Raw genomic sequence first — 24,251 nt, 5'->3', positions numbered from 1 at the left:
AGAGTCATTAATACTAATTGGGATATCCATCCGTCCATTAATCCCCATTCTTGTAAATTCTGATATTCTATATGTATGTTTAAATTATTTCGTTTTAGCAAAACATAATATCCCTTCTTCAATAATATTTATGAGAACCCATTATGGAAAATGTGGTAGAGCTCCTATTATCCTCAACTTACGCAATAGCATTTACAGGAGCAGGAATAAGCACCGCCTCCGGTATCCCGGACTTCAGAGGGCCTAACGGATTATGGAAAAAGTACTCTCCTGAGATCGCCTCAATTGATTATCTAAACAGAGATCCTAAAGGCTTTTGGGAATTTTATTCTCAGAGAATGAGAGGATTATTCGAAGCAAAACCAAATGAAGCACATTACGCCTTAGCTAAGCTGGAGAAAATGGGTATTATAAAATATGTAATTACGCAGAACATAGACGGTCTGCATCAAAAGGCAGGCTCACAAAACGTAATAGAATTACATGGAACAATGCAGAGATCTTACTGTTCATCATGCTTTAGACAATACGATTCTAGGGAAGTGCTCAAAATGATCGATGAAGGAAACCTTCCTCCTAAATGTTCTTGCGGAGGAATTATAAGGCCTGACGTAGTACTTTTCGGAGAGCCAGTAAAGGATTTTGAATTAGCAGTAAGGATAGCTTATGAGGCAGACCTTGCTCTAGTTATAGGTTCTTCCCTTACTGTATATCCTGCAAACTTAATTCCTCAAATAGTTAAAGAAGAGAGGGGAGGCTCACTTATCATTATTAACGCAGACGAAACTCCTTTAGATCAAGAGGCTGACGTAATTATTAGAGAACCAATAGAGGTTGCATTACCTAGAATAGTTAATGAAATTGAGAAGGAAATTACAGGAAAATAATATCTCTTATCGTCATAATAACTCAACGTTCACTTACGATTTTGATTATACACGTTCCCTTTGACATTTGGTAAACCTTAATATACTTTGTAACAAAGTAACAAAGTGATGTCAGACACAATTAGAGTATCAAAGGAAGTGAAAAGGGAATTAATCAAAATCATGGGCGAATTACAGATAGAGAGAGGAGAAAAAGTGGATTTTAACGACGTAATAGAATTCTTACTTTCTCTCTATAGGAAGAAAAATCCAGAGATTTTAAGGAGTTTAGTAGGAATAGTGCCTAACCTTTCTGCGGAAGAACTTGAAGAAGAGAGGAGAAAGGAAATTGAGCACGAGAAAGAGAAGTATGGTGTTTGATTCCGGAATACTCATTGACATATTGTCAGGAAGCGATGAAGGCAAAAAATTAGAAAAGTATATAGAAGATAACTTGGAAGAAGTAGTAATAAATGAGTTAAACGTTGAGGAAATAAAATACGTAATTTGTAGGAAAAACGGAGAAAAGAAGGCAGAAGAGGTTGAAAATATGCTTAAAACTTCAGGCTATTTTACAATATTCCCGTTTTCCAGGATAAAAGGAGAAGTTTATAAAATAAAGTGTAAATATCCTATATCGTTGGCTGATGCGAGTAGTATTGCAACGGGTAAGGTCTTAGGTTTACCAACCTTATTTAGAAGGGAAAAGGAAATTGAGCCTTTTAAAGCAGAACTAAATGTAATTTTTGTTGATGAAATACTGACCTCCTCCCCGCCCTAAAGGGCGAGGTCTCAAGGGTTACACCCCTTTATGGGTGCTACTCGGTTGTGATCTACGACGAATGATAGAGGTTCCTTAACTGCATTAACAATTTTTCTTGTTACTTTCTTTAGAACGTTTAACGCACCGTTTAGGTCACTGTGAAGTTTATGTCCCTTGGGGCAAATGATTACTCCTCTAGGCTTCTTCGTGACTTTAATTAATAGGCATAGTTGGCGTTTAAAAGACTTTACCCAGCCCCTAGAAGGGGCGAGGCTTATCGTTTATTTTGTCATCTCGAGAAATTCCTTAATTGATAACCCGACAGCTTGGAAGCATCCGCAGTAAAGCTTTGCTTTCCCTTTTCTCATGAATGAATATTTACAACTGACTTTAAACCGTTATCAGCACAGCGATTTTCTTCACACCTCAGCTGAAACACGGTTCATCATTTTACTATTACATTTACTCATGATCTTATAGAATTTTTCCTGCTATAGTAGGATTACGCGTTATATCTATATAAGAGACAATTATTTATTTTCTCTTTATTCTTATAGAAATCTTTTCCGCATCACTTTTCATGAAATCCAAAAACGTGCAAATATCAAGCAGAATGCAAGATTTTGTATGCCTCTCCCCAAGTTCTTTGCTGCCTCAAATAATATAGAAGAGGTCCATCTTTTTTGATTCTCCACAGTTCTTAATATGCTAAGCTTTTTCCTTATTGATAAAAGCTTTATTGTTTCTTCAGCAGCCTTATAGTGACGTTAATGACACTCCTCTCCAGCTCAAGTGAAGGGTAACAGCATGAAAGTCCCACACTCTTCCAATGGTAGTTCTCTGGCCACCCGAATCGATGAGCCCCTTGGAGGTAACCCTTCTAGTCGGTGAAACAACGTCATCCTTAGAAAGAAAATCATCGGCAATCGATAATAATACGTCAGAAGAAGTTTGAGTTAGCATTAAATAAAATTTAGAAAAGAACCTTAATAATTCTTAATCTCTTCTAGTATTATAAAAGAAAGAGTAATTTGATTATATTTTCTTTTATATCCGTGATATTATTTTATCAAAATATAATACAAGTAAGTCTTATAATTTTCCTCCGCAAATTATTGTATAATGAACGATCAAAAGCCAGTAGGGATCAACAAAGGCAGAACCAAGATCAAACTTTCAACTTTAGACTTATTTTTCCTATCCTTTGGAGGTCAAGCTCCTTTTATTTCTCTACTAACCTTCGGTACTGTAATGATATCGTTAGTAGGGACTCAGGGAGCTTTTGCAATGTTAATTGCTACTGCGGTCGTTGCATTAAATGGAATAGTAATAAATAGGCTAAGTAGTAGGTTTAAGAGGGGAGGAGGTTACTATACTTATGCTTATTATGCGCTAACAGAAAGATTGGGGACTAGCACAGGTTGGGTTTATTTAGCCTATGCATTATCTTACGGAGGTACATTGCTAGCAGGCGGAGCTTACGTACTTTATTCAATACTTAGAATGTTACCTTTTACACCTAGCATCTTACTTAATCAATGGTTATTGGCATTAATAGTTAGCGGACTGGCTTCCACGCTAGTAATTGCAGGAGTTAAGGCATCAGCAAAGTACGCAATGATTATGTCAACTGCAGAAATGATAGCTCTCGTTAGCCTGGCAATATTCTTCTTGAGGGACTCAGGATGGCACTTTTATAATCCTTTCAACATTAGTTTATCCTCTTCGCTTTTTGAGGCAGTAGTTTTTGGTCTAGGAATCCCTACAGGCTATGGTTCAATTGCACCATTAGGTTATGATGCCTCTTCAAAGAGTATAGGAAAAGTTGCAGTTGCAGTAGTATTTTATGGAGGCCTTTTAGCAGTGTTTTTCTTTTACTCCTTAGGGGCATTAGACTTTACAGGGAACTTAGTTCAGTATTTATTAAGTGACTTCGGGATAGCTGGCGCAATAATTTTAGGCTTTATATCTTTAAACGATGGAATACTAGGCGGAATGAGCTATATTCTAGCAAATTCAAGGACTTTAAAGGCAATGTCAGAGGATAAGGTATTTCCTTCAATTCTGGCTAAGGATATAAAAGGAAAGCCCTTATATGCTGAAATCTTGATAGCAGGAATATTTACTTCCGCCGTAGTAACGCTTACAAACTTTATGGGATTATATGGGGTTTTCGTCATACTAGGAGGTCTAGCAGGCATATTTAACTTATTCATACATTCTTCCGCTAATTTATCCTTAGTAAGAATTACCGCAAAGAGGGCTAAGAAACACTGGTGGGAATTAACTATAGGGATATTAGCAACTTTAGTTAGCATTGTAGTGCTTCTATACTCATTCACGGGATTCTCTCCAATAATGATAAATATCTTTTTGGGCTGGATAGTCCTAGGTTTCTTCTATCTGGAAATTAAGGAAATGCTATCATCAACAGAAGATTAATAGTACTGCATACAATTTTTCTTACAAACAATAATTATTTACTTCAATAGAGCGAACAAAAGTGGAAAATCTTTATATTCTCTACACCAAGTATTATTCGCGATGGTTAAATTAAATAAATAAAAAAGTAAGGTAGACTTTACTTACCTAAAGAAGGGATAAATTTAATGTAGATGAGTTTTATTATATAACTGAATTAAGGAATAGCCCCTAGGGTTAAAGTTCTAGAAGAAGAGAAAAAGTTCCCACAAAGCTTGAGTATCGAGGAATTAAAAAAGAAAGCTTTAGAGGAGGCTGAAAAAGAAATTGCTTCATATTGATTCTGATTTTTTCTTAGCTATTAGCTGAAGAGAAAAGCCTTATTGATCTTGCAGGAGTACAAAAAATGATATATCAACGTCTATAGCAACTTTTAGAAATTCTCTCTTGACCCAATTAAGGTTACTGCATCGATTGATGATGAGGATTTTAAGAGCTGCTAAAAACGCTTCTGCGAAAAATAATTAGCTCTGATTCTATTTACGATAGTTTGGGAATAAAGAGAACCAAACTTGAATCTAAATATAGTATACTGATAAATTCTTTTTTAATAATGTAATTTATTATAAACATTATGAGCATTTCTTTAATACTCATCTAGCAACTCTATTTAACCTTGAGTGAGAACATATCACATGGAACCAGTTCTTGTAGGAATAACTAGGGAAGGAAAAATTTTCGAGAAAGGATTTGTAACTTCAGCAGGTTTTCTAGACATTCAGTTATCTTCGGAATATTCATCGTTTTCCCTTAATGACCAGATAACTTGTGTTAAAATAAAAAATAAATCAATATTGAACGGAGATGAAATAGAAGTCGATTGCGTTAATTTCCTTAAAAGATATGTAAATTGCATTGAAGACCTTCTGAACAATTTTTATCATTGTAATAATAAGGAGTTAATAGAAAACGTAAAATTACTTAATGAAAAAATAAAGTACATCGTGTATTTAAAAGAGGACGAAATTATACTGCCTTTTGTGGGAGAAGAGGAGATGGATTCTCTTTCTTTTAAGATACTAAGAGATTATAAGGAAAGATTTTACAAAGTTAAGGAGGCAAAGCCTCACGATAGCCCAAGAATGTAATGACGCTCCTCCCCAGCTCAAGTATGAGCAACCAGCGTGAAAGTCCCACACTCTTCCAATGATGATCTCTGGACTAGAATTAATGACGGGAACTATGAGCCCCTTGGAAGGTAACCCTTCCAGGAGGAAGTCAGAAATAAATAAAGACAAGGAGTAAGAGTTAATTCTCTTAATGTTAGTCTAGCCTTCAATTCTTTACTCTTCAATTACTAAGTAAAACTTCTCCTTGAAGTACTTCTCAACTTCGCCTTTTAGTCTATAGCAATCAATTATTTTAAGCTCTAAATCCGGAAGAGTCCAATAAGTATATCTGTATTTGCACAGTATAACATAAAATGGTTTTAGGTTTATCCTCATTGTCCAAATATATTTATTCGACGGTGCCAAAGAGAATATGCTTCCTTTACTCCTAAAATAATGAGCGTTAGCCTTAAGTTTAGGGATAATCTCGTCTAGAACATCTTTAGCAAATAATCCATGTTCGCTCATTGATCTGTCGTATAATGACTCTATTACCTTCATGAGTATTACTTTGACGATCAAGAATAAAAAAGTATTACATCAGAATATTGCAGTTAATTCTTCTATTTAAATATATTTATATAGACTAATCTATACGAAATGTTTATAATATTAATAAGTATATATTCCATATGGAAAGAAAGAAGGAAATAAGCGAGGAATGCCTTTATTATAAGGAGATACCTAGGTCACTAATATCAAATTATGAGAAATTCTTTAATTTTGTTTTACCTAAAAATGTAGAAGATAAGGAAATAATTATAAGCGTCCCAGAAACATTATTTCATGAAATTGAGATGATACGAAATTCAATATCAAAAGTAAGAAAATTTAAAACTGTAATAATAACTCTAGATAAATCTAGTAATATATCCATATGCATGAAATAAAATATTTATAATCTTATACTATGGGTTTGATAAAAATTTTTTAGTTATATTGTACATTAAAAGTGATCAGAAATATACGATAAATTTATAATAAGTTTTTAATTCTTTCGAGTACTGTATAAGACACGATGCAGTATTTTTCCCGCAAATTGCTAGAAATCGTTAAATGATGTTTTATATTTTAATTTATATAAAGGATTTACATTTATTCATATAAATTTCTGAATAGATTTAAGTAGAATAGACAACATAGGCATTAATAATTTTTATTAGTTATTCGAGGTAAATCCTTATAATTATAAACATAATAATATATAATATGTATGAAGTTGAAAGACTAAGACAACTGGGCTATAACTTAAATTCCAAATATTTGGTTCATAGTATTGAAAATTATTCATACATATCTTCAAATGGACTAGGAGAGTTTAAGTATACAATAAATTTTACTTTAAAAGAAGATTTAAAGAAAGATTTGTTTATATTCAGCCTATTTCCTGTAGAAAAAATTCAGATTATAGAGAAAAATATTAAATTATTTGAAAATAATATAGAGAAATTATGTAATTTTAATATAAACTTGTCTAATTTGGAAATGATATATGTTTTTAGCTTAAAGTTAGAATGTAATCTAGCCAAAAATAGAAATTATTTATTATTATTCAATATAAAATATAAAAATTCATTAGATAATCCAGATAAATTGTATAAAGTACTAAAGCGTATTTATGGAGAAACTAGCATTGCTAACTTTTTTATATTAACTCGTAATTTTCCTGTCATGCGTTATTCTGTATGGCTCAAATATGAAGGATTTGAAATATCTAGGAGCGAATTAGTTATTACGGACAAAATTAATCAATATGGAAAGCCTGAAAATATAATTTATAAAAATGATATAAAGATTTTTAATGATGAAGTAAGAGCTACTATTGATTTCCCAATTCCAGATACAGCTTATGTAATACTGACAAAATTATGTAGTAAAAAATAAAATTTGCCTAGAAGGCATGTAAGTGTGAATAAATATTTTATTCAAGAAGTCTTGGAATATTTTAAAATTCCTAGAAGCACAAGAGAATTGAGAAAGATTAATTATGAGAAAGAGACACTAATAAATAATCTAATATCCATAAGAGTACTACTGAAAAAAGGGCAGTATGTTATCTTAAATCCTTCAATTGACGTTCTACTATATGACGTAAATATAAATGATTATAGAAGATCGTGTGAAATATCTTTAGATTTAATAGAAATTAAAGACGACGAGAAACTAAAAGCAAAAATTTTAATGATTATAAGGAATAGAAAAGTTGACAATATAGAAGTTAAAGATGGGAAACAAACTTGTAAAGTTTCTTCGTTATTATATCCAGAGGATGTAATATTATATTCCTCAATAAGCTTACCTTATCCCGTGATCAACTTTACTTTCAAAACGGAGTTCTCTAAAACATTATATATTATGAATTCAATCAGCTTACCTTACTACCTCCCTCCAAAATTAAGTAATGATGAAGCATTTACGAATAAAGATACCGTCTCACTTAATTTTATTCAACCATCCACTATCTTTATATATTATAAAAAATATTAATCCTGTATTTTTATTTAATAATTTACGGAATATACATAACCTATATCATTATCTATGCTCCAGACTTCAAGTACATTCTTTCCTTTATAAAGTATTATAGGCTTGCCTAAGTTTGCAGAATATTTTATTATATCGTCTACGTCGTTAACTCTTATTACTTCCTTAACAAAGGGTTTTTCTGATGTCTCTATAAGTATCTTTTTCACTTTCCTTAACTTTCTCATAGTTCTCTCTTTAAGTGATTCTTCTTTATTCTTTGTGAGCGAAAGTAATAGAATTAAAGCTGCGGCAGGAAGCGCTGAATATATAAAATTTAGTCGGTTAAAGTCTTCTTTCAGATATACAGGCATGTTTACTGTAGAGTTATACGATGTAATTGTAATGAATCCAGCGTTATTCGATATTACAATGTAGGGATCTAGTGTATAATTACCTGATTTATTTTTGATATATACTATAATATCAAAACCTGAAGAATAAACTCCGTACTTGTAAAGTAGTTCGGAAACATAATTTGAGATGTTAGTAACATTAAGGGGTATTATTGACGAATTAGCTATACCTTTTTTATATATTAAAGATCCTAATGTGGTATTAACTACAATCTCATAACAAGTTAGATTACTATAATTAGGATAACTCCTAACGTGAATACACAATTCTTGTAACAATTGTAACGGAAAGGAGTTTCCGGTAGTATTGATATAATTTTCCTTGATTTTTCCTTCATAAGCTATTACAATATTATTAATTTTCAAATTAAGACAATTACCTTGCGAGTATATAATAGTACAGGAAGTTTTATTATTATAACATAACCTGACTATTATCTCATAATTGCCCGGAATATATTTTGAGAAATTGTTTAATGCATAGCTTAATGCAGAAACCGGCAACAGTAATTGCCCTTTAGCCGTACCACTAAGTAATGTTATATTATAAACTCCCACATCATAAAGTATAACATTATATTTAAAGCATGATACGTTTTTAACATCTATTAAAAGATATTTAGCTATGTATTCTGGAAAGTGAGTAACATTAATTAGTTCATTTGTTCCTAAAATCTTTGAATAATTGGAATAAAGTATTATAGATGCTAATACACTAAGATTTTCGTATTTAATTATTGGTTTGCAAATAGTTACATTTATTCCATGACTGAAAGGATTAGGCGTCATTAATCCAGAATAATATATACTGTCGTAAGCCACAGTTTGATATCCAATTAGTATAGGATGAGAAGATGCTTCTAAAGCCACAACGTTAGTATACGTCAAGGCTATAGCAAGTATTAATAGTGTGAAAATTAGGAATAACCTTAATCTTTTATTAAGATTTATTCGCATAACTATGAATTATTTGAGTAAATATTAAGCTTTTCCCTTAATTAAGTATATCATTTTAAGCATAGAATGAACTTATTAGTTATCTTATCACTTAATAAAATAATTTTTATATTATCTATATTTCTTATTTTTCTTATCGCATGCCCAATTACCTCTGATTCACTCATTTTATTCTTAGGAATTATTACTATAACCTCAGATATATTACGAGGTAAGAAGAAATTAAAGAACTTAACATAATTTTCAACAAGACTAAATGGAACTTCATTTATTCTCTTACATTCACTTAAATCTAATTTCATAGGTATTTTATAATACTTTTCTACTTTTAAATTTTTCATAAGATTTCCCTTGTGAATTATCACATTAAAAAATTAATTAACAAAAACTAAGCCAGTTTTAAATTAAACACAAAGAAAAGCTAACAAGAATTTTATTCATATTTTAAATATACTACTAATAAAAAGCACGGCCTACAAGGAGAAGAGATATATATTTCAGATGCATTGGAAATATATGTGCTCTCTTTAGGTAGTAGAGTTAATGTGTGGCATCCATAGTTAACATGAATAGTAAAACAGTATGGATTGTATATTATCGTCTTGCAGTTAGATTCTTTAATAAAATTAGTCACACAAGCTGTTGCTGTAATGCCTCTTTGTTCCTCAAAGAAATATGAATACACGAATCCCAAGGACAGGACTAGAAGCATACCTAATATAAAGAATAAAACTGATCTCATAATTCATTCTATTATTACTAGATATTTAACATTCACTGTGCAATTTGCTAAGATTAAACATTCTTACAACATAAATGAAAGGTATAATTTTCTTATATTCAATTGCTTAAGTAATATCTTTGAATATATCAACACAAATAATTTATATTATCCATTTATTTAGATTAAACGATATATTTTTAAATGGCAAAAACAAGTAACTATCAGTGGAAGAAAAATGAGAACGGAAACAAAAGCCCTAACCCTAGGAGTTATAGCAGGAATATTCTTACTAAGTCTAGTAGTCTCAATGGACTTCGTTTACTTCGCACCTAGAACTGCAGTAGCATACGTAGTTAATGACTGTGCAGCAAATATAGCATTAATACCGAATGACCACCACTTAAAGTCTCCCTGTGGTTACTTCGCTTTTATAAATGCCCAAGGCGACTTGCAGATAAACTTCGGTAAAGTTGCTCCAAATAGCGTGGAAATATTAAGCGACGTATTCTATGTTAAGAACAATTTAAATGAACCAGTAACAGTAACAATAATGGCAGATGCGCCAAAATGCGCTTCAATATATGTCTTTAATACATCAAACGTGAATCCGAAAGCTATGCCTGATCCATCATCACCCTTAGTGCTAGGTCCCGGACAAGAAATACCAATAACATTAGTATTAGTAATTTATAATGTACCACCAGGAACATCTTTAACCTTCACGATATACGTAACTGCAACGTATAACGTAGTTAATGGACAATAATATCAAGTAAATAAGTTAATTTGTTAATATTTTTTTATATCTCTTCTTATTTAGTTATATGGTGATTTAATTTGTTAAGAGCTATTGCTTACATATTCTTATCCTTGCTTTTAATTTCCATAGCATTTAGTTTAATTTCACAATACTTCTTTGGCTTACCTTACGGCTGGAATATTGAAGCAACGAATTCCATGGTACCAGAACTTAATCCAGGTTGCATAGTCTTCATAATGCCATTATTAGGAAAACCTCACATTGGAGAAATAGTAGCTTATAAACCGCCTTTTTATAACCATTATATAGTCCATGAAATAATAGAAGAGAAAGCGTGTGGATATATAACTAAAGGAATTCATAATAAATTTCCAGATCCTTGGATAGTTAAGCCATATTGGATTAAGGGTTTTGTACCAGTGATTTTAGGAAGACCATTATCTATTCCTTATATAGGTTACGCTATTTCTACAGTGGATACTACCCAAGGTAAAATATATGCATTAATAACAATTTTTGGAATTTATATATTATTAGAGATTATAGATAAAAATAAAATAGAAATAATGCAGAGAAAACAGTATAATAAGCTAAATACAAAATTAATATTTTCCACGTTATTCGTGTTATTCTTTATAGTATTCTTCGTTATATTCTCAGTTAATACTATACTAACTAGAGCTCAATGGACTTCTACATGTGCGCCTTCGTTTCTTACTAAGAAGGAGATTGGAGTTTCATTTAAAATTGGAGTATTACCTGAGTGTAAAAACATTACGTTAGTCCTACCGGTTAACGTTAGTAAGTTCATATTTAAATTCCCACTTGCCATATTATTTTACTCTAATACAAGTAATTTACAATTAATTGGGAATAAAACAATATGTCATTCATCTAATATTACATTTATGCTAAATTCTGGAAAAGGAGGATTTAAATCAACTAATGTGGGATTCTTAATAGTCCCAGAACTATTACCTTATTGTATTATGGAAGGCTTGTTCTCTTTTAACCCTTTATTATTTTTAGTAGTTTATTCAGCGTTCCTCTCGTCAATAATACTGGGCATAATAATTATAATAAGCAAACTTCTTTCCTTAAGTTATTAATATCCCCTCTGTTTTATTCAAGATAAAGCTTATAATTTTGGCTAAAGTTAATATTTTATATGGCCCTATTTAACAAGAGAAAGAGAGACAAGTATGATATTTACCACGATATTCTGAAGGCATGTAAAAATAATGTCGGGGGCATAAATAAAACGAGATTAATGTACTCGGCTAACTTAACATTTGAGGTAGCAAATAAATACCTACCGTTATTAGAGAAATGCGGCTTAATAATCAGAAAAGATAATTTGTATTTCATAACTAATAAAGGAGAAGAGGTTCTTCAAAAATTAACTAGGTTTAAGGAAATTAAAGGAGAGATGAAAGAAATTGTCGAGAAGTTAAAGGAGGAACTTCCTCATTGATGTACCCTTTTTTGTAATTTTATTAATTGATATATTATTTATTAGTATATCCTTTTATATTGCAAGTAAAATGGAAAACTTAGGCCAAGCTTTAAATACTTCATTAAAACACAAACTTTCTATAAAATTTTTAGAACAGAGCGAAAATTTTCTCAGCAATAGTGAACTAAGTAACCTAATAGAAGAAATTATATATTATTATAGGGTTTTTGGAAATCCAAATTTAGATAAAATAAGTAATCATATTATGGAAAAATCGGATAAAATTCGCAAGGAAATAGAAGATTTATTTTCAGTAATAACAACAATCAATGAAATTAGATATAAATCTAAGGAATTGAGAAAGAGCGCTAAGGAATTGAGAATTCTCTCGATATCAGCATCAATACTTATACTAGGAAATTACGAGATTATTAAATTTGGAGATTATTCGCTTAGTATATTACTGCCGTTAGGATTAGGAATAAGCATACTTATGGCTCTTATATTTCACATGTTTTACGTCTGGTTCTCTACATGTAGATCTACTAAAAATATTTTAAAGACATAGTAACATTCCCTCATTTTGAAAGGTTTGTACTATTTGTTTTGATGATCTATATAAACATTTGTTAAAAAGTAGTTTCAATTAAACATGAAATTTAAAGGTCTAATTTATATACATAACTTACCTATCATGTAAATATTTTTTAAGAATATTAAACCATACTAAGTATTGTTAAAAATTTCGCTAAAACTCTAAGCTATTTTATAAAAATAATCTAATATTTTATGAGCTTTTTAGATATAATTTTATATAATAACGTAAGTAAGCTAAGATAATTTTCGCCTTAAATACTTTTTGAGTACAATGGTAATTACTATATAAATAATTCAACACAATGTGTAATGATAATTTTGTATTACGAGTTGGATAGATTAAAAAGTGTCATATTCATAGTTATCTTTAGTTTTCCTAATCTGGATATCGGCCTAATGCTAGATTTTGGTAGTATATTATTTTAAGGAAAAAATATTAAGGAAATACTTTATATATATTTAGAGAATATGACTACAATAGAAATAATAGATTTAATAATTGGTTTTCTTGTAGCATGGATTATTGTATCTATACCGGTTTGGTTAGCAGCTAAAGTCTTTAATAGTAGATCATCTTTCCTTAGAGCGATGGCAGCATCACTACTAGCAATCATAGTATTTGAAATAATAGTTGCTATATTTATATTTATAGCATTTGTAATACCAAATCCTATAATTGTACTAATAGGTTTCATAATAGCTATTATTGGAGTATTAGGAGTTTTCAAAGGAGTATTCGACGTAAGTTGGCTAGGTGCTTTCGGAATAGCAGTTTTAGCTTTCATAATAGCTATAATTATTAACTTCGTATTAACAGCTGTGGGCTTAGGAGCTTTTACTATAACGCACTTTCTGAAAATGAGTTGATAAAAGGAAAACTAACTTTTCCCTAATTTTATTCTCCTTGTTGCACTTTGAAGCCACAAGTGGGCGATGATGATTTAATGAAGAAATTCATGCCTTTTACGTAGAACTCCCTCCAATGAGGCAATGGAGAAGGATTAGTGCTGACGTTGATGTGGGAGTGCGTTGATTTTTGCTATTCTTCTCTCAAATTTTTTAGAAAATTCTGCAATTCTTCTTCATTGAAGAAAATTCTCCCGCTCCATTTACCTTCCATAATCCCTATCCCTTCATCGCCTTTTATACACTCGAATCTCCCGCTTTTTTGAATGCAAACTGCCTCATTTGGATCCTTACTAGAGAGAAGAAAGGATAAGAGGACTTTCATAACTTGTAGGTTTTCAGCATTTCCGGTAATTCTAATTTTCCCTTTCTGCTTAATGTTTAATATTTCTAAAGAACAGTTTTGATCCAGAATAAACCACTCGCATTCGCTATAATTGCATATAATTCTTAACAAATTCTTTCCCAGTACTAGATAAGCTTCTCTCACTTTTTCACCACATTTATTATTTAGAAAGAGGGAGTATATAATGATGTTAAGCTTAAAAACTTCTGCAGACATTTACTTGGAAGAGGCTGATGAACTGTTAAAGAAAGGAGATTTAATACAAGCATCAGAGAAACTATACAAAGCAGCAGAAGAAGCAATAAGGCTCTTGTCCTTCATTCTAAAATTAAACTTGGAAATTGTTAATACTAAATCTCTTACTGATGCTGTGTTTTTAATTTCGGAGAAATTAAATGACAGTAAAATACCTATTTATTGGGCATCTGCAATATCCCTTATTACAGTAAATCTGAGTAAGGAAGTAGTAAAAGACCTTAGAAACGACGTTGAAGAGTTGGTTAAAATTGCAGATAGAGAATATATTAAAGTTCTTGGAAGAGGCTGATGAACTGTTAAAGAAAGGAGATTTAATACAAGCATCAGAGAAACTATACAAAGCAGAAGAAGAAGCAATAAAATTCCTATCCTATAGAGAGAATATTAGTGTTTTATCTAAGGTTAAAAAAGAGGACAGATGGAAATCCGAGTTTCTGTTTGATGCCTCTTTACAGCTTTCTAACTCTTACCCTGAAATTAAGGATATATGGAAGAGCGCGTGGATTCTTCACGTGGAGGGTTTTCATGAAACTAGGCTAGATGAAAACAAAGTTAAATTTTATGCAGATAACGTTAAAAAGTTACGTAAAATCTTAGAACCATTTTTTTAGTAGCTTCACATAGTCAGCTGAAAGTAACTCAAGGTAGGATGAAGGAAGCTTAAATATTAACCCTAAGCCCATCATCAGTAAGGTATCCTTGAAAGTCTTTAAGGCTTTTTCCATAGCCTTCTTTTCGTCGTTAGTTCTGAATATTAAATAAAGGGGGACTGCCCCTTCATAATAATGCCTTTCTAGGAGAGTGTAAGCTTTCTTTCTGCTTGATGCAATGTAATAAGCAGTTGAGAAAGCTGGCAGGTTGTAATAATTTAGTAAAGGTAACGAAAATTCTTCATTCTCTATTAGAAATCCAGAGTATACGAAGTAAGTTGTGTCACCGCTCTTTTCTTCATCTATTGACAGTAAGAGAGTATGTAGAGAAGAACCGTTGATTGCAAATAAATAACTGTTCATTTCACTCTCTCTTCTAATTTCTCGAGGATTTTAAGTATTCTATTAGCGTGTTCGAAAGCCTTCCTCGCCTCTTCTGCAGTTATTACGTCTTTGGAATAATCAGCATTTTACTCTCCTCAGATTAACACATTGGCTATCTCTCCTAGGCACTTCATACCTAAAGACTAGAAGAATATTTTCTAACCGATGCTGAAACTGCATTATTCAAGTTCCCCTTATCGAGGTCGTCATTGGCTTCCTTTAATAATATCTCGAATTTTCTCATATTCCTCAGCCCATTGTAGAATCGTGGTGGGAATTAACGTCAATCTTTTCCCTAACCTTGTCGGCAACGACCAAAACGTTGACAAACGAACGAGTCTTCATCTAGGGCTATAAGCATGACAAACCTATTCCCAAGAATAACTGGAAAAATTCTGTCCTATCCTACTCATCGTTACATAACGAGAAAGAAAGCCTTTAAATCTCGAGGACTTCTGAGCTATCTAACGAGTATCACTTTTGCCTCCTTAACGTCTTCCAGCTCGTGATCGCTTGTCACTGCATTGCCGTTAATACTGATAGCTGAAGCCAATAGAAACGAGTCACCAAGGGAGAGGTTGTATTTTACTTTCAACTTAGCTGATGTTCTAACTATTTCATCAGTGATGTCGATAACCTTGAAGGAATTCCTTACCAAAGTATACTTAAATAACGCCTTCTTCCACCCCTTTACTTTAGTGTATGAGTACAAAAACTCTGTCAAGTTGACGGGGTTAACATAAACTTCCTTTGACCTCGAGATTATCTCCTTGACGCTCTCATTACCGTAAAAGTAGAGAAGTATGGCTGAGGCGTCAAGAACTACTCTCACGTTCTTTTCTCCTCTCCTCTTCTAATACCTTAAGCGCTTTTATAGCGTCTTTATCGCTACCAAAATACTTCTCGATGTTCCTTTGAGGAAAAATGAAAATCCCCTCGCCATCAGCAACCACGTTCAACTCGTCCCCTTCCTTAATATTAAGCTTGTCCCTAACCTCTTTGGGAATTACTATGATCCCCTTCTTATGAACTTTAAGCTTATACATGAGTGAATATTCTCCCCACTCTCTAATAAAGTTTAACTTCACATCACGTTAAGTTAAACCAACAAAACGGCAAACTCATAGTAAGCATATTACCTTAATCTTATGATAAAGGTTTTATATGCGGAAAAAGTAGGTAAAAATATATGAAAGTTTGTCCAAGATGTGGTCATTTAAATCCAGACAATGCATACGTCTGTGAAAAGTGTGGTTATTATTTAGGTTTTGAGAGCGTACCACACATTATGCCTTCTACACCTATAACTCCTCCTGAGAAGCCTCTAGTTAAGGTTTGTCCAGTTTGTGGTTATATTAATCCTGGAGACGCAATGAAGTGTCAAAGGTGTGGTTACGTTTTTCAACAACCTCAGGTCATTGTTTGCCCTAGGTGCGGTTCAGAAAACCCAATAAATGCAACTCATTGCTTAAGGTGCGGATATCCTTTTAAGCAATCTGTTCCTCAAACCATCGTACAGAGGAGAAAGTTTCCTACTATTCCAGTGCTTGCATCAGTAATTATAGCATATATAATGATAATAATTCTAGTTTACTTACTGGGCTAAGAGAAGGCACATATTTAAATACTTGCATCCTTAATTATTTTGTGATTAAGACAGTTCTTTATGAAGGAAAATATCCAATAATGATATACGAAAAAGATGGTAAAGAATATTCTTTCCTTGCAGTTTGCCCTCACAAAAATAGACCTATTCTTTTTGAAGGTTATAAAATTGATAACGATAAAATAGAATGTCCTTTTCATCATGCAGTCTTTAGCCTTATAACTGGAGAATTAATAAAGCCTCCTAACTCTAAAACGCCTTGTCCCGCTGACTGTAAATTAATCAAGGTAGAGTTTATTTCCTCAGGAGTTAAATTTTATGGTAAGCCAATTATTCCAGAATTACCTAGAAAAGATACATAATTTTTGTTTAGATCGCCTTATTAATTCTATATATATTTCTTCTCGTCATGAATAATTCACCATAACGTTTAAATAATCTTGTACGAAAAACACTGTATGCGTGGTAAATCTATAATAATTTTATTTCTACTAATTTTTGCAACAATTCAATTTCTACCGATAACGCATTCACAACCAACTGCTCCTACAGGATTTAAAACCGTAGGAAGTTTACAACCGAATAAGGAAGTTCTCTTCACAGTCTACATACCACTAAAGTGCACTTGTAAGATATTCTATTACGCTGAGGAAACCTCAAATCCTTCATCACCTCTTTATCACCATTTCCTAACTAGGTCACAGATTCAGCAATTCCTTCCTACAGAGAAATATGAGGAAGTATTAAATCAATTAAAGGCCGGAGGCTTCAAGATAATTTTGAGCACACTAGACTCGGTAATCGTTGCAGAAGGTACAGTCTCACAAATTCATAAATACTTAGGCTTGAATTTCGCAGTTTATACTAACGGGACCCTTACTTTTTACGAATCTTACGGTAATCCTACGATTCCCGGAGTTGTAATAGTTTCGCAAAACCTTACAGCATATTTGTTTGCTCATCCTCAGTTCTTAGTTACTCAGAAAGAAATTCAGTCTTTTGCCTCAAAGCTAGCAAATCAAGTTAACATTACTGCACCGACTGAAGCTTACTGGCCTACTGCGTTGCAGAAAGTTTACAATGCCACTGCACTTTACGCAATAAAAGACTATGGTCAAGGATATAACATCGGGATTCTGGACTTTTGCGGAGACCCTTACATTTTCCAGCAGTTAGCTTACTTTGATAAAGTTACAGGATTACCTCCTACAAACTTTACTGTAATACCTATTGGTCCATATAACCCTAGCACAGGAATAATTACTGGATGGGCTGGAGAAATAAGCCTAGACGTTGAAGTAGCTCATGCAATGGCTCCAAAGGCAAATATAACATTATATATAGCCAACGGCGCTTTATCGTTACCTGCAGTAATTGCCTGCATAGTAAATCAAGATATTGTTGACGATTTGTCTCAAAGCTTTGGTATACCAGAATCAATATTCTCATTATTTAACGCTCAGGAGTTTTACACTTGCGTTTACGAAAGTGACGTTTATTACGCCCTAGGATCTGCCGAGGGAATAACTTTCTTAGCCTCAAGTGGAGACGGAGGAGGTTCCGGTTATAGTAACGGACCTATAGGTAGTGTAATTTACCCATCAACTTCACCTTTTGTAACTGCAGTAGGAGGAACAACTACTTACATACAGTTCCCTGGAAACTCTACACAAACAGCCTGGTCTAATTATGGTTTCGTGCCAGATGACGTGAACTTCGGAGGCTCTACCGGAGGAGTTAGCGTAATTGAGCCTAAGCCTTATTATGAATGGGGAATACCAACTCCTTCAACTTATCCTGCAGGTAAAACTACTCCAGCAATTTCAGCCAACGCAAACGTCTATCCCGGAGTATACATTATCTTTCCAGGTAACGTAACCGAAATAACTGGAGGGACTAGCGAAGCTTCTCCGTTAACTGCTGGATTATTGGCACTGATCATGAATTATGCTCACTCAAGGCTAGGTAACTTAAATCCAGTAATATACATGTTTGGTGAAAATTCTACGATTTACTCAAAGGTGTTTAATCCTATCACTTTCGGCTATAATATTCCTTGGACCGCTACTTATGGATATAACTTAGTTACAGGGTTCGGTACTTTAAACGTTGGCGAGTTTGCGTTGTATTATAACATGACAATGAAGGAGAAAAAAGAACTTAATATTCAAGTGCAAGTGGTAAATTCCTCAGGAGAGTCGCAGCCTCAATACTTCCCTGGAGAAGTAGTAGAAATAATAGCTAACGTGACTTATAATAATACTCCAGTTTCTTCAGGCAATTTCAATGCAATCATAAGTAATGTGATGGGCAACATATCCAGAGTAATTATGGCTTATAATCCATTGACTAAGGAATGGTATGGAATAGTGAAATTGCCTTCTAATGCTAATGGTATATTATCTGTAACCGTTGTGGGTGAATCGGGAGGAATTATTGGTTACGGTATGGATGAGATATTTTCGGGATATTATGCACAATTCTTATTACCAGAAACTTTCGTACCGATATTGGCTAATGAGTGTATTATTATATCAAATGTAACTAATGCCTTAGGACAATTATATAACTTTAGTACGGTAAATATTACCATATATAAATATTGCATATTAAACAACTCTTATACATTTGTAGCTAATACAACATTAAGTATAACTCCGAGCGGAGTTGCATGGGTAGGAAAATATCCTTGCTTATTGCCTGGAGATTATTTAATAATGGCTGATAACGTCTTCGGATTCGTAGCATTTACCAATGGAGTTTCGTTACAAGGAGAGTATCCTTACGGTTTATTTATAATACCTCCAGTAATTGAAGAGCCAGGAAGCGTCTATCCTGGCGAGAATATTATAATAGAAGGTATAATACAGCCTCCGTCTATATTATTCGAATATATATCGTCTTCATTAGGAATTTGTGAATATTCTGCAGTATTAGACGGATCCAACGTTACCGCAGAACTAGTTAACCCAGAAGGTAAAGTAGTTAGCACGACAAAGATATTCTTTAACTGTCAAGGCATCTATTTTGGAGAATTACATGTCCCTAGTGACGCTACTCCAGGATTATACACAATATTACTTCACTCCAGTTACTTCTCCCTAAGTCTGGGGCAGTACATTAACGGAAGCTTCTATGGTCAAATATACGTTCAAGAGCCATCAACTGTCAACGTTAAAGTGCAGTCTTACTCCTTCGAGGGACAGACTCTCACAATCTACGCTAACATCACTTATCCAAACGGTACTGAAGTAAAGTACGGAATGTATTCTGCTACTGTATATCCTCAGTCCTTATGCTTCGAATACTCTCAGATAAGCACAATGGTTGAGTTACCATTATGGTATAACGCTAAACTAGGCCTCTGGGTAGGAAATGTAACACTTCCCTCAACGTTATATCCTGGAAATCTAACTTACTTAGCAGGATTGAACTACTACGGTGCACCTTTCAGGATATTAATTACCGGCGAGTCGTATAACGGCTACTCTACTTCTCCTTCGCCAACTCTTGCAGGGACAACTTACGTCTTACCTTATACTGCAATTGAAGGAAAGACACTTGACGGTTTCCAGACTTATAATTCTGCACTAATAAACGATACAATAATTACTACTAATGGAACTTTAACTAATGATATATTAATAAACGATACAATAATAGGTAATGTGACTATAGTTGGTAGTAATTTAACTAATGTAAAGTTCTTAAATTCAAGCATAACTCTAATATCATCTTCTGCTAGTAACTTGTATCTAGACGATTCCAATATAACCTTAGTCGATTCTTCAGTTAATGGAATTACCCTGGTAAACTCAATGATAGCTATAGAGAATTCTAGGATAAGTAATATATCCCCTGCATTACCAGAAATAGAGATAATCTCCCCAACGGCTAACCAAAACTTAACTGGCGTATATACTATCTCGTTTAATGTAATAGGACAGGACGTAAGTAAAGTAATAGTATTATTAAATGGGCAAGAAATTACCGAGTTTAGCGGCAATGGAACTTTTAGTTATGCTCTGAATACAACTAAATATCCGGATGGTAGCTACACTATTGAAGTTGAGGCAATACAGACTGACGGATTACATACTAAATCTTCTGTAACAGTCAATTTTGAGAATAAGTTAGAAAACCTATGCAAAACTGTAAATACTGATGAAACCAGCTTATCTAGCTCAATAAGCAATTTAGACAATAGCTTAACATCTGTAAAGACTAGTTTGTCTACGCTAATTTACATAACTCTAGGTTTAGCAGTAATAGCAATAATAATAGGAATCGTAGCAATAATAATGAGCAGAAGAAGGAAGTAATTCTTAACCAATTGGTAATTAAGTTATTTTATTTTTTGAATTTATGTATGTTTCTTTCACTTATTCTTTAGTATTAATTCAATTATTATCAGCTTTATTTGTGCACAAATTTATCTCATCGCTTTAGCAGTGCTTAAGTTGGCATTTTTAAAATCGTAAATTATTGACAGAGATAAAATAAAAGATTTTCAATATCCCTTATTTTTAATTGATTTAATTTTACTTCTTTCTTCATTTTTCATTTTTAATAAAGATAGGAAGTTTTGTATTTTCGAAACTTCCTAGGAGATAATACCAAAGGATTACCTTAGTTTATTTTTTAAACCCCGTTAAAGAGCCTTCATTTAGACCAAAAATGAACTTCCTATACATTGGAGAAAGCTTAGGAATAGCAGTAGTTCAAATAGTTGTAGGAGTTGCATTAGCACTTTTTAGTATAACACTTTCGTTAAATTTACTAGATAAGTTAACTTCAAATCTTGATCAGATTGCAGAATTAAAGAAGGGAAATATTGCAGTAGGAATTTACGTAGCAGGAATATTAGTTGCAGTAGCTAGCGTAATAGGTCAAGGCGCTTCAGGGATTGCGAGAGCATTCTTGGGAGGAAAGTGCGCAATTGCTGATCTAATTGGCGGTTTAATACAACTATTCATAGGATTACCCCTAGCAATATTCTCAATAACTTTAGCACAAAGAGAAATTTACAGATTCTTTGCTCATAGGATGTCAGGAAAAATGGAAACATTCTATATAAATAATGAATTAAAGAATGGAAATATTGCAATAGCTGCAATGTTATTTGGAGCCTTCTATGCAACATCCGCAGTAATAAGCCAAGCAGTGAGCTTCCTCTCCCAACCAATAGTAGCTGCTTTATCCCAAATCTAAGCTAATACTCTCCCAATGTTTTAGCTTATTTAAAAAAGAAAAAGAGATTTTACTTTTTGTTGTTATTATTAATAAGTATAATTTTTCCTAAACTTATTTCTTCCAATTCCTTCTTCCTAGTCTCCTTATAAGTTAAGAACGAAATTGCTAACGCAAGAGTAGAAGTAATTCCAAATATTATTAAGGATGATGAAAAGCCCACAGAACTAACCATTGATGGGAAGAAGTATACTCCGAGTATTGCTCCTATTCTGCTAACTGAAGTTGCAAACCCTTGAGCAGTAGACCTCACAGAAGTTGGAAAAATTTCTGTAGGATAAAATAGAGTTACTGCTCCAGCCCACTGCTCTAAAGCTACAAAAGTCATAAAATAGGGAACGAGCAAAAATCCTCCAATTTTAGTAATTCCGCCTATTATTAGTAGGAAAGCCATTCCGCCCAATCCCGTAAGTAAGACCTTCCTCCTACCTAGTGAATCAATTGCAGACACTGCAATTAAATAACCTAATAAAGCTCCGCCAGCTATTGCCATTGTGACATAAAGAACCTCAACGTTTGAAGGGAAAGCAAACTCTCTTAGTACTAGAGGATAATATAGCCCTATACCGTAAGACGCTACATCAAATAAGAACCAGACTATTGAAACCGCTAAAACATAAGGTAATAAAGGATTTTCGAAGAGTTCCTTAATTCCATTTATTCCTTTGTTCTCAGCTAGGGGGTTAAATTTTTCGGTAACTAGCATTCCTTTTGAAGCTAACCACCTAGGAGATTCGTCAAGCTTTATCCTAAGTAAAATAATTGGCAATGAAATTAAGGCACCGAACAGAAAAGTATACCTCCAAAATTCGTAAAGACTTAAGAAAGCTAAGTTGGCTATTGAGGCTACTAAAGTTCCTATCCAATAAAGAGATATTGATGCAACGAGATATTTCCCTCTATTTACTGCTGGAGAAAATTCACTTATAATCGTAGAGGAAATTGGGTAGTCCCCTCCAATGCCTATCCCAAGCAACAGTCTAGATATGAAGAGTTGTGTAAAGTTCTGTGAAAATGCCGAAGTTATTCCGAAGGTCATGAAGAATACTAGGTCAACGCCCATTAACTTTTTCCTGCCTACTTTATCAGCTAGGAAACCGAATAATAGCGCACCAATAGTCATTCCCATCAATGAAGCAGATGAAACTAACCCTTCTTGTGATGACGATAGCTTCATTTCTTGAGCTATAAAGTACAGTGCAAAAGATATTACCGATAAATCGTAACCATCTAGAAAAAATCCTGCAGAAGATACGAAGAAAGGTCTTATCTTTTGCATGAAATGCTCTTGTTTAAAGAATTTAAAAAATTTATTTAATCGTGACTGATTCTATATGAGATTTATACTTTTCACAAAAGATTTTAGCAATAGCTTCCAGATCATTAACTATCTTATTATAAACCGCATTCTTGTCAGTGTAATAAAGATACTTAGGCCTTCTCTTTCCTTCTCCTTCAGTTTTATCTCTCATAATTAGACCCTTAGATAGTAAAATGTTTACTGGTTTACTTATTGATGTTTTAGCTATTTTTAATCTTTCTGAGATGTCTTCTACGGAGAGTTTTTCATCTGTAGACAGAAGAAGATGTAAAATGTTCATTTCGCTATCAGTTATGCCGTAAAGGAATTCTACAAGCTTGTGGAAATCCACTTGTCTTCCGTCTGGGAATTGAATTTTAAAATCCATGAGTACATTTCGATTCTAAAATTTATAAATTATCATTATAAATAACTTTCATATCTTTCTTTAACAGAGTTTAAAAGGGATTTTAATAATAAAATCAAGAAAATTAAGTATTTTTCCTAATTTTAGATATTTCTTTTAATGATTCATTTAATATGTTCTGTAAATCAGTAAGCAATTTAGAGTAAATGTCAGGAGTTGCAAAATAAACTAGCCTAGGTCTGCCATTAGCCTTTCCCTTTTCTTTATCCCTTAGTACTAAGCCCTTTGATAACAACAAGTTTATAGGCTTAGTTACTGTATTCCTTGATATATTTAGAGAAGATGCAATATCCTCTGCAGAAAGTTTACCTTTTGTATTGACTAATAACTTAAGTATCTCCAACTCTGGGTTGCTTAAGCCATAAACGAATTTAAAAATTGTAAGTACATCAACTTCTCTGCCATCAGGAAATTTAACTTTCCTTTCCATACCTCTCATTATTCTTAACAATTATTTAAAGCTCATTATAATTTTGTTTCGATATTTGCAATTAACATTGTTAAATACATTTTTAGCCCTTCAAAGCGAGAC

Annotated in this window: 31 protein-coding genes; 19 read left to right on the top strand and 12 right to left on the bottom strand. The window is 32.8% G+C overall.

All coding sequences use genetic code 11. The annotated features are described in order from the left end of the window. Window positions 1-143 precede the first annotated feature (143 nt). The 3 genes from cobB (at window position 144) to D1867_RS10725 (ending at window position 1,647) form a co-directional block, all read left to right on the top strand. Complete coding sequence (cobB, locus tag D1867_RS10735; RefSeq protein WP_155864127.1) at window positions 144-887, top strand: NAD-dependent protein deacetylase; 744 nt, start codon at window positions 144-146, stop codon at window positions 885-887. Window positions 888-995: 108 nt separating this feature from the next. Next, entirely contained in the window at window positions 996-1,247 is a 252-nt protein-coding gene (locus D1867_RS10730) for a VapB-type antitoxin (protein ID WP_155864126.1), read from the top strand. Continuing rightward, on the top strand, window positions 1,216-1,647 hold the full coding sequence (locus tag D1867_RS10725) for a type II toxin-antitoxin system VapC family toxin (RefSeq protein ID WP_155864125.1): 432 nt from the start codon (window positions 1,216-1,218) through the stop codon (window positions 1,645-1,647). Before D1867_RS10730 ends, D1867_RS10725 begins: the two co-directional genes overlap by 32 nt. Window positions 1,648-2,207: 560 nt before the next feature. Here the strand turns inward: D1867_RS10725 and D1867_RS12775 are convergent. After that, on the bottom strand, window positions 2,208-2,336 hold the full coding sequence (locus tag D1867_RS12775) for a hypothetical protein (protein WP_420809298.1): 129 nt from the start codon (window positions 2,334-2,336) through the stop codon (window positions 2,208-2,210). Between the two features lie 415 nt (window positions 2,337-2,751). Here D1867_RS12775 and D1867_RS10715 point away from each other — a divergent pair, with 415 nt between their 5' ends. Beyond that, window positions 2,752-4,071 carry an APC family permease gene (locus D1867_RS10715; protein WP_155864124.1) on the top strand — a complete coding sequence of 440 codons (1,320 nt, stop codon included), beginning with the start codon at window positions 2,752-2,754 and terminating at the stop codon, window positions 4,069-4,071. Window positions 4,072-4,745: 674 nt separating this feature from the next. Further along, window positions 4,746-5,198, top strand: coding sequence for a hypothetical protein (locus D1867_RS10710; protein WP_155864123.1), 453 nt, complete (start codon window positions 4,746-4,748; stop codon window positions 5,196-5,198). Between the two features lie 195 nt (window positions 5,199-5,393). Here D1867_RS10710 and D1867_RS10705 read toward each other — a convergent pair whose 3' ends face one another. Then, on the bottom strand, window positions 5,394-5,720 hold the full coding sequence (locus tag D1867_RS10705) for a hypothetical protein (protein WP_155864122.1): 327 nt from the start codon (window positions 5,718-5,720) through the stop codon (window positions 5,394-5,396). Between the two features lie 131 nt (window positions 5,721-5,851). Between D1867_RS10705 and D1867_RS10700 the strand changes: the two genes are divergently transcribed. The 3 genes from D1867_RS10700 to D1867_RS10690 all read left to right on the top strand — a co-directional run bounded on the left by D1867_RS10700 (window position 5,852) and on the right by D1867_RS10690 (window position 7,706). Further along, on the top strand, window positions 5,852-6,109 hold the full coding sequence (locus tag D1867_RS10700; RefSeq protein ID WP_155864121.1) for a DUF4898 domain-containing protein: 258 nt from the start codon (window positions 5,852-5,854) through the stop codon (window positions 6,107-6,109). A gap of 319 nt (window positions 6,110-6,428) precedes the next feature. Then, window positions 6,429-7,103 (top strand): hypothetical protein, encoded by a 675-nt coding sequence (locus D1867_RS10695; protein WP_155864120.1) that lies wholly within the window; start codon window positions 6,429-6,431, stop codon window positions 7,101-7,103. A gap of 24 nt (window positions 7,104-7,127) precedes the next feature. Further along, the gene (locus D1867_RS10690) at window positions 7,128-7,706 is read left to right on the top strand and encodes a hypothetical protein (RefSeq protein ID WP_155864119.1); all 579 of its coding nucleotides are present in this window, start codon (window positions 7,128-7,130) and stop codon (window positions 7,704-7,706) included. A 14-nt stretch (window positions 7,707-7,720) separates the two neighbouring features. On the opposite strand, the gene D1867_RS10685 is transcribed toward D1867_RS10690, so the two are convergent. From D1867_RS10685 to D1867_RS10675, 3 genes are all read right to left on the bottom strand, one after another. Then, the gene (locus tag D1867_RS10685; protein ID WP_155864118.1) at window positions 7,721-9,055 is read right to left on the bottom strand and encodes a hypothetical protein; all 1,335 of its coding nucleotides are present in this window, start codon (window positions 9,053-9,055) and stop codon (window positions 7,721-7,723) included. Window positions 9,056-9,105: 50 nt separating this feature from the next. Then, a complete protein-coding gene (locus tag D1867_RS10680) occupies window positions 9,106-9,396 on the bottom strand; it encodes a DUF4898 domain-containing protein (protein WP_155864117.1) in 291 nt (96 codons plus the stop codon). Between the two features lie 92 nt (window positions 9,397-9,488). Continuing rightward, entirely contained in the window at window positions 9,489-9,797 is a 309-nt protein-coding gene (locus tag D1867_RS10675) for a hypothetical protein (protein ID WP_155864116.1), read from the bottom strand. 217 nt (window positions 9,798-10,014) lie between these two features. Between D1867_RS10675 and D1867_RS10670 the strand changes: the two genes are divergently transcribed. From D1867_RS10670 to D1867_RS10650, 5 genes are all read left to right on the top strand, one after another. After that, window positions 10,015-10,545 (top strand): hypothetical protein, encoded by a 531-nt coding sequence (locus D1867_RS10670; RefSeq protein WP_155864115.1) that lies wholly within the window; start codon window positions 10,015-10,017, stop codon window positions 10,543-10,545. Between the two features lie 71 nt (window positions 10,546-10,616). Then, window positions 10,617-11,648: a S26 family signal peptidase gene (locus D1867_RS10665; protein WP_155864114.1), complete on the top strand. Its 1,032-nt coding sequence runs from the start codon at window positions 10,617-10,619 to the stop codon at window positions 11,646-11,648. A gap of 59 nt (window positions 11,649-11,707) precedes the next feature. Further along, the gene (locus tag D1867_RS10660) at window positions 11,708-12,013 is read left to right on the top strand and encodes an Sso10a family chromatin protein (RefSeq protein WP_155864113.1); all 306 of its coding nucleotides are present in this window, start codon (window positions 11,708-11,710) and stop codon (window positions 12,011-12,013) included. Between the two features lie 70 nt (window positions 12,014-12,083). Then, entirely contained in the window at window positions 12,084-12,563 is a 480-nt protein-coding gene (locus tag D1867_RS10655; protein ID WP_155864112.1) for a hypothetical protein, read from the top strand. Between the two features lie 497 nt (window positions 12,564-13,060). After that, a complete protein-coding gene (locus D1867_RS10650) occupies window positions 13,061-13,459 on the top strand; it encodes a hypothetical protein (protein ID WP_155864111.1) in 399 nt (132 codons plus the stop codon). Window positions 13,460-13,631: 172 nt separating this feature from the next. Here the strand turns inward: D1867_RS10650 and D1867_RS10645 are convergent, their stop codons facing one another. Next, window positions 13,632-13,988: a hypothetical protein gene (locus tag D1867_RS10645; protein ID WP_155864110.1), complete on the bottom strand. Its 357-nt coding sequence runs from the start codon at window positions 13,986-13,988 to the stop codon at window positions 13,632-13,634. 43 nt (window positions 13,989-14,031) lie between these two features. Here D1867_RS10645 and D1867_RS10640 point away from each other — a divergent pair, with 43 nt between their 5' ends. Continuing rightward, the gene (locus tag D1867_RS10640) at window positions 14,032-14,391 is read left to right on the top strand and encodes a PaREP1 family protein (RefSeq protein WP_155864479.1); all 360 of its coding nucleotides are present in this window, start codon (window positions 14,032-14,034) and stop codon (window positions 14,389-14,391) included. Further along, on the top strand, window positions 14,351-14,713 hold the full coding sequence (locus D1867_RS10635) for a PaREP1 family protein (protein ID WP_155864109.1): 363 nt from the start codon (window positions 14,351-14,353) through the stop codon (window positions 14,711-14,713). The genes D1867_RS10640 and D1867_RS10635 overlap by 41 nt, the downstream gene beginning before the upstream one ends. On the opposite strand, the gene D1867_RS10630 is transcribed toward D1867_RS10635, so the two are convergent. The 3 genes from D1867_RS10630 to D1867_RS10620 form a co-directional block, all read right to left on the bottom strand. Further along, the gene (locus tag D1867_RS10630) at window positions 14,696-15,115 is read right to left on the bottom strand and encodes a hypothetical protein (RefSeq protein ID WP_155864108.1); all 420 of its coding nucleotides are present in this window, start codon (window positions 15,113-15,115) and stop codon (window positions 14,696-14,698) included. The genes D1867_RS10635 and D1867_RS10630 overlap by 18 nt on opposite strands. A gap of 481 nt (window positions 15,116-15,596) precedes the next feature. Then, the gene (locus tag D1867_RS10625; RefSeq protein ID WP_338078044.1) at window positions 15,597-15,968 is read right to left on the bottom strand and encodes a type II toxin-antitoxin system VapC family toxin; all 372 of its coding nucleotides are present in this window, start codon (window positions 15,966-15,968) and stop codon (window positions 15,597-15,599) included. Further along, the gene (locus D1867_RS10620; protein ID WP_155864107.1) at window positions 15,952-16,182 is read right to left on the bottom strand and encodes an AbrB/MazE/SpoVT family DNA-binding domain-containing protein; all 231 of its coding nucleotides are present in this window, start codon (window positions 16,180-16,182) and stop codon (window positions 15,952-15,954) included. The genes D1867_RS10625 and D1867_RS10620 overlap by 17 nt, the downstream gene beginning before the upstream one ends. Window positions 16,183-16,325: 143 nt before the next feature. Between D1867_RS10620 and D1867_RS10615 the strand changes: the two genes are divergently transcribed. The 4 genes from D1867_RS10615 (at window position 16,326) to D1867_RS10600 (ending at window position 21,953) form a co-directional block, all read left to right on the top strand. Beyond that, window positions 16,326-16,742 (top strand): double zinc ribbon domain-containing protein, encoded by a 417-nt coding sequence (locus D1867_RS10615; RefSeq protein WP_155864106.1) that lies wholly within the window; start codon window positions 16,326-16,328, stop codon window positions 16,740-16,742. Window positions 16,743-16,822: 80 nt separating this feature from the next. Next, window positions 16,823-17,104, top strand: coding sequence for a Rieske (2Fe-2S) protein (locus D1867_RS10610; protein ID WP_155864478.1), 282 nt, complete (start codon window positions 16,823-16,825; stop codon window positions 17,102-17,104). A gap of 96 nt (window positions 17,105-17,200) precedes the next feature. After that, entirely contained in the window at window positions 17,201-21,064 is a 3,864-nt protein-coding gene (locus D1867_RS10605) for a protease pro-enzyme activation domain-containing protein (RefSeq protein WP_155864105.1), read from the top strand. Window positions 21,065-21,419: 355 nt separating this feature from the next. Beyond that, on the top strand, window positions 21,420-21,953 hold the full coding sequence (locus D1867_RS10600) for a DUF350 domain-containing protein (protein ID WP_155864104.1): 534 nt from the start codon (window positions 21,420-21,422) through the stop codon (window positions 21,951-21,953). Between the two features lie 49 nt (window positions 21,954-22,002). Here D1867_RS10600 and D1867_RS10595 read toward each other — a convergent pair whose 3' ends face one another. The 3 genes from D1867_RS10595 to sta1 form a co-directional block, all read right to left on the bottom strand. Further along, window positions 22,003-23,271, bottom strand: coding sequence for an MFS transporter (locus D1867_RS10595; RefSeq protein WP_155864103.1), 1,269 nt, complete (start codon window positions 23,269-23,271; stop codon window positions 22,003-22,005). 31 nt (window positions 23,272-23,302) lie between these two features. Beyond that, complete coding sequence (gene lrs14, locus D1867_RS10590; RefSeq protein ID WP_155864102.1) at window positions 23,303-23,680, bottom strand: Lrs14 family HTH-type transcriptional regulator; 378 nt, start codon at window positions 23,678-23,680, stop codon at window positions 23,303-23,305. A gap of 103 nt (window positions 23,681-23,783) precedes the next feature. Continuing rightward, on the bottom strand, window positions 23,784-24,149 hold the full coding sequence (sta1, locus tag D1867_RS10585) for a Sta1 family transcriptional regulator (protein ID WP_162309169.1): 366 nt from the start codon (window positions 24,147-24,149) through the stop codon (window positions 23,784-23,786). Window positions 24,150-24,251: the final 102 nt, after the last annotated feature.

This window comes from Acidianus infernus (assembly GCF_009729545.1).
Classification (GTDB): domain Archaea; phylum Thermoproteota; class Thermoprotei_A; order Sulfolobales; family Sulfolobaceae; genus Acidianus; species Acidianus infernus.
This window is presented reverse-complemented; position numbering and strand designations above follow the sequence as displayed.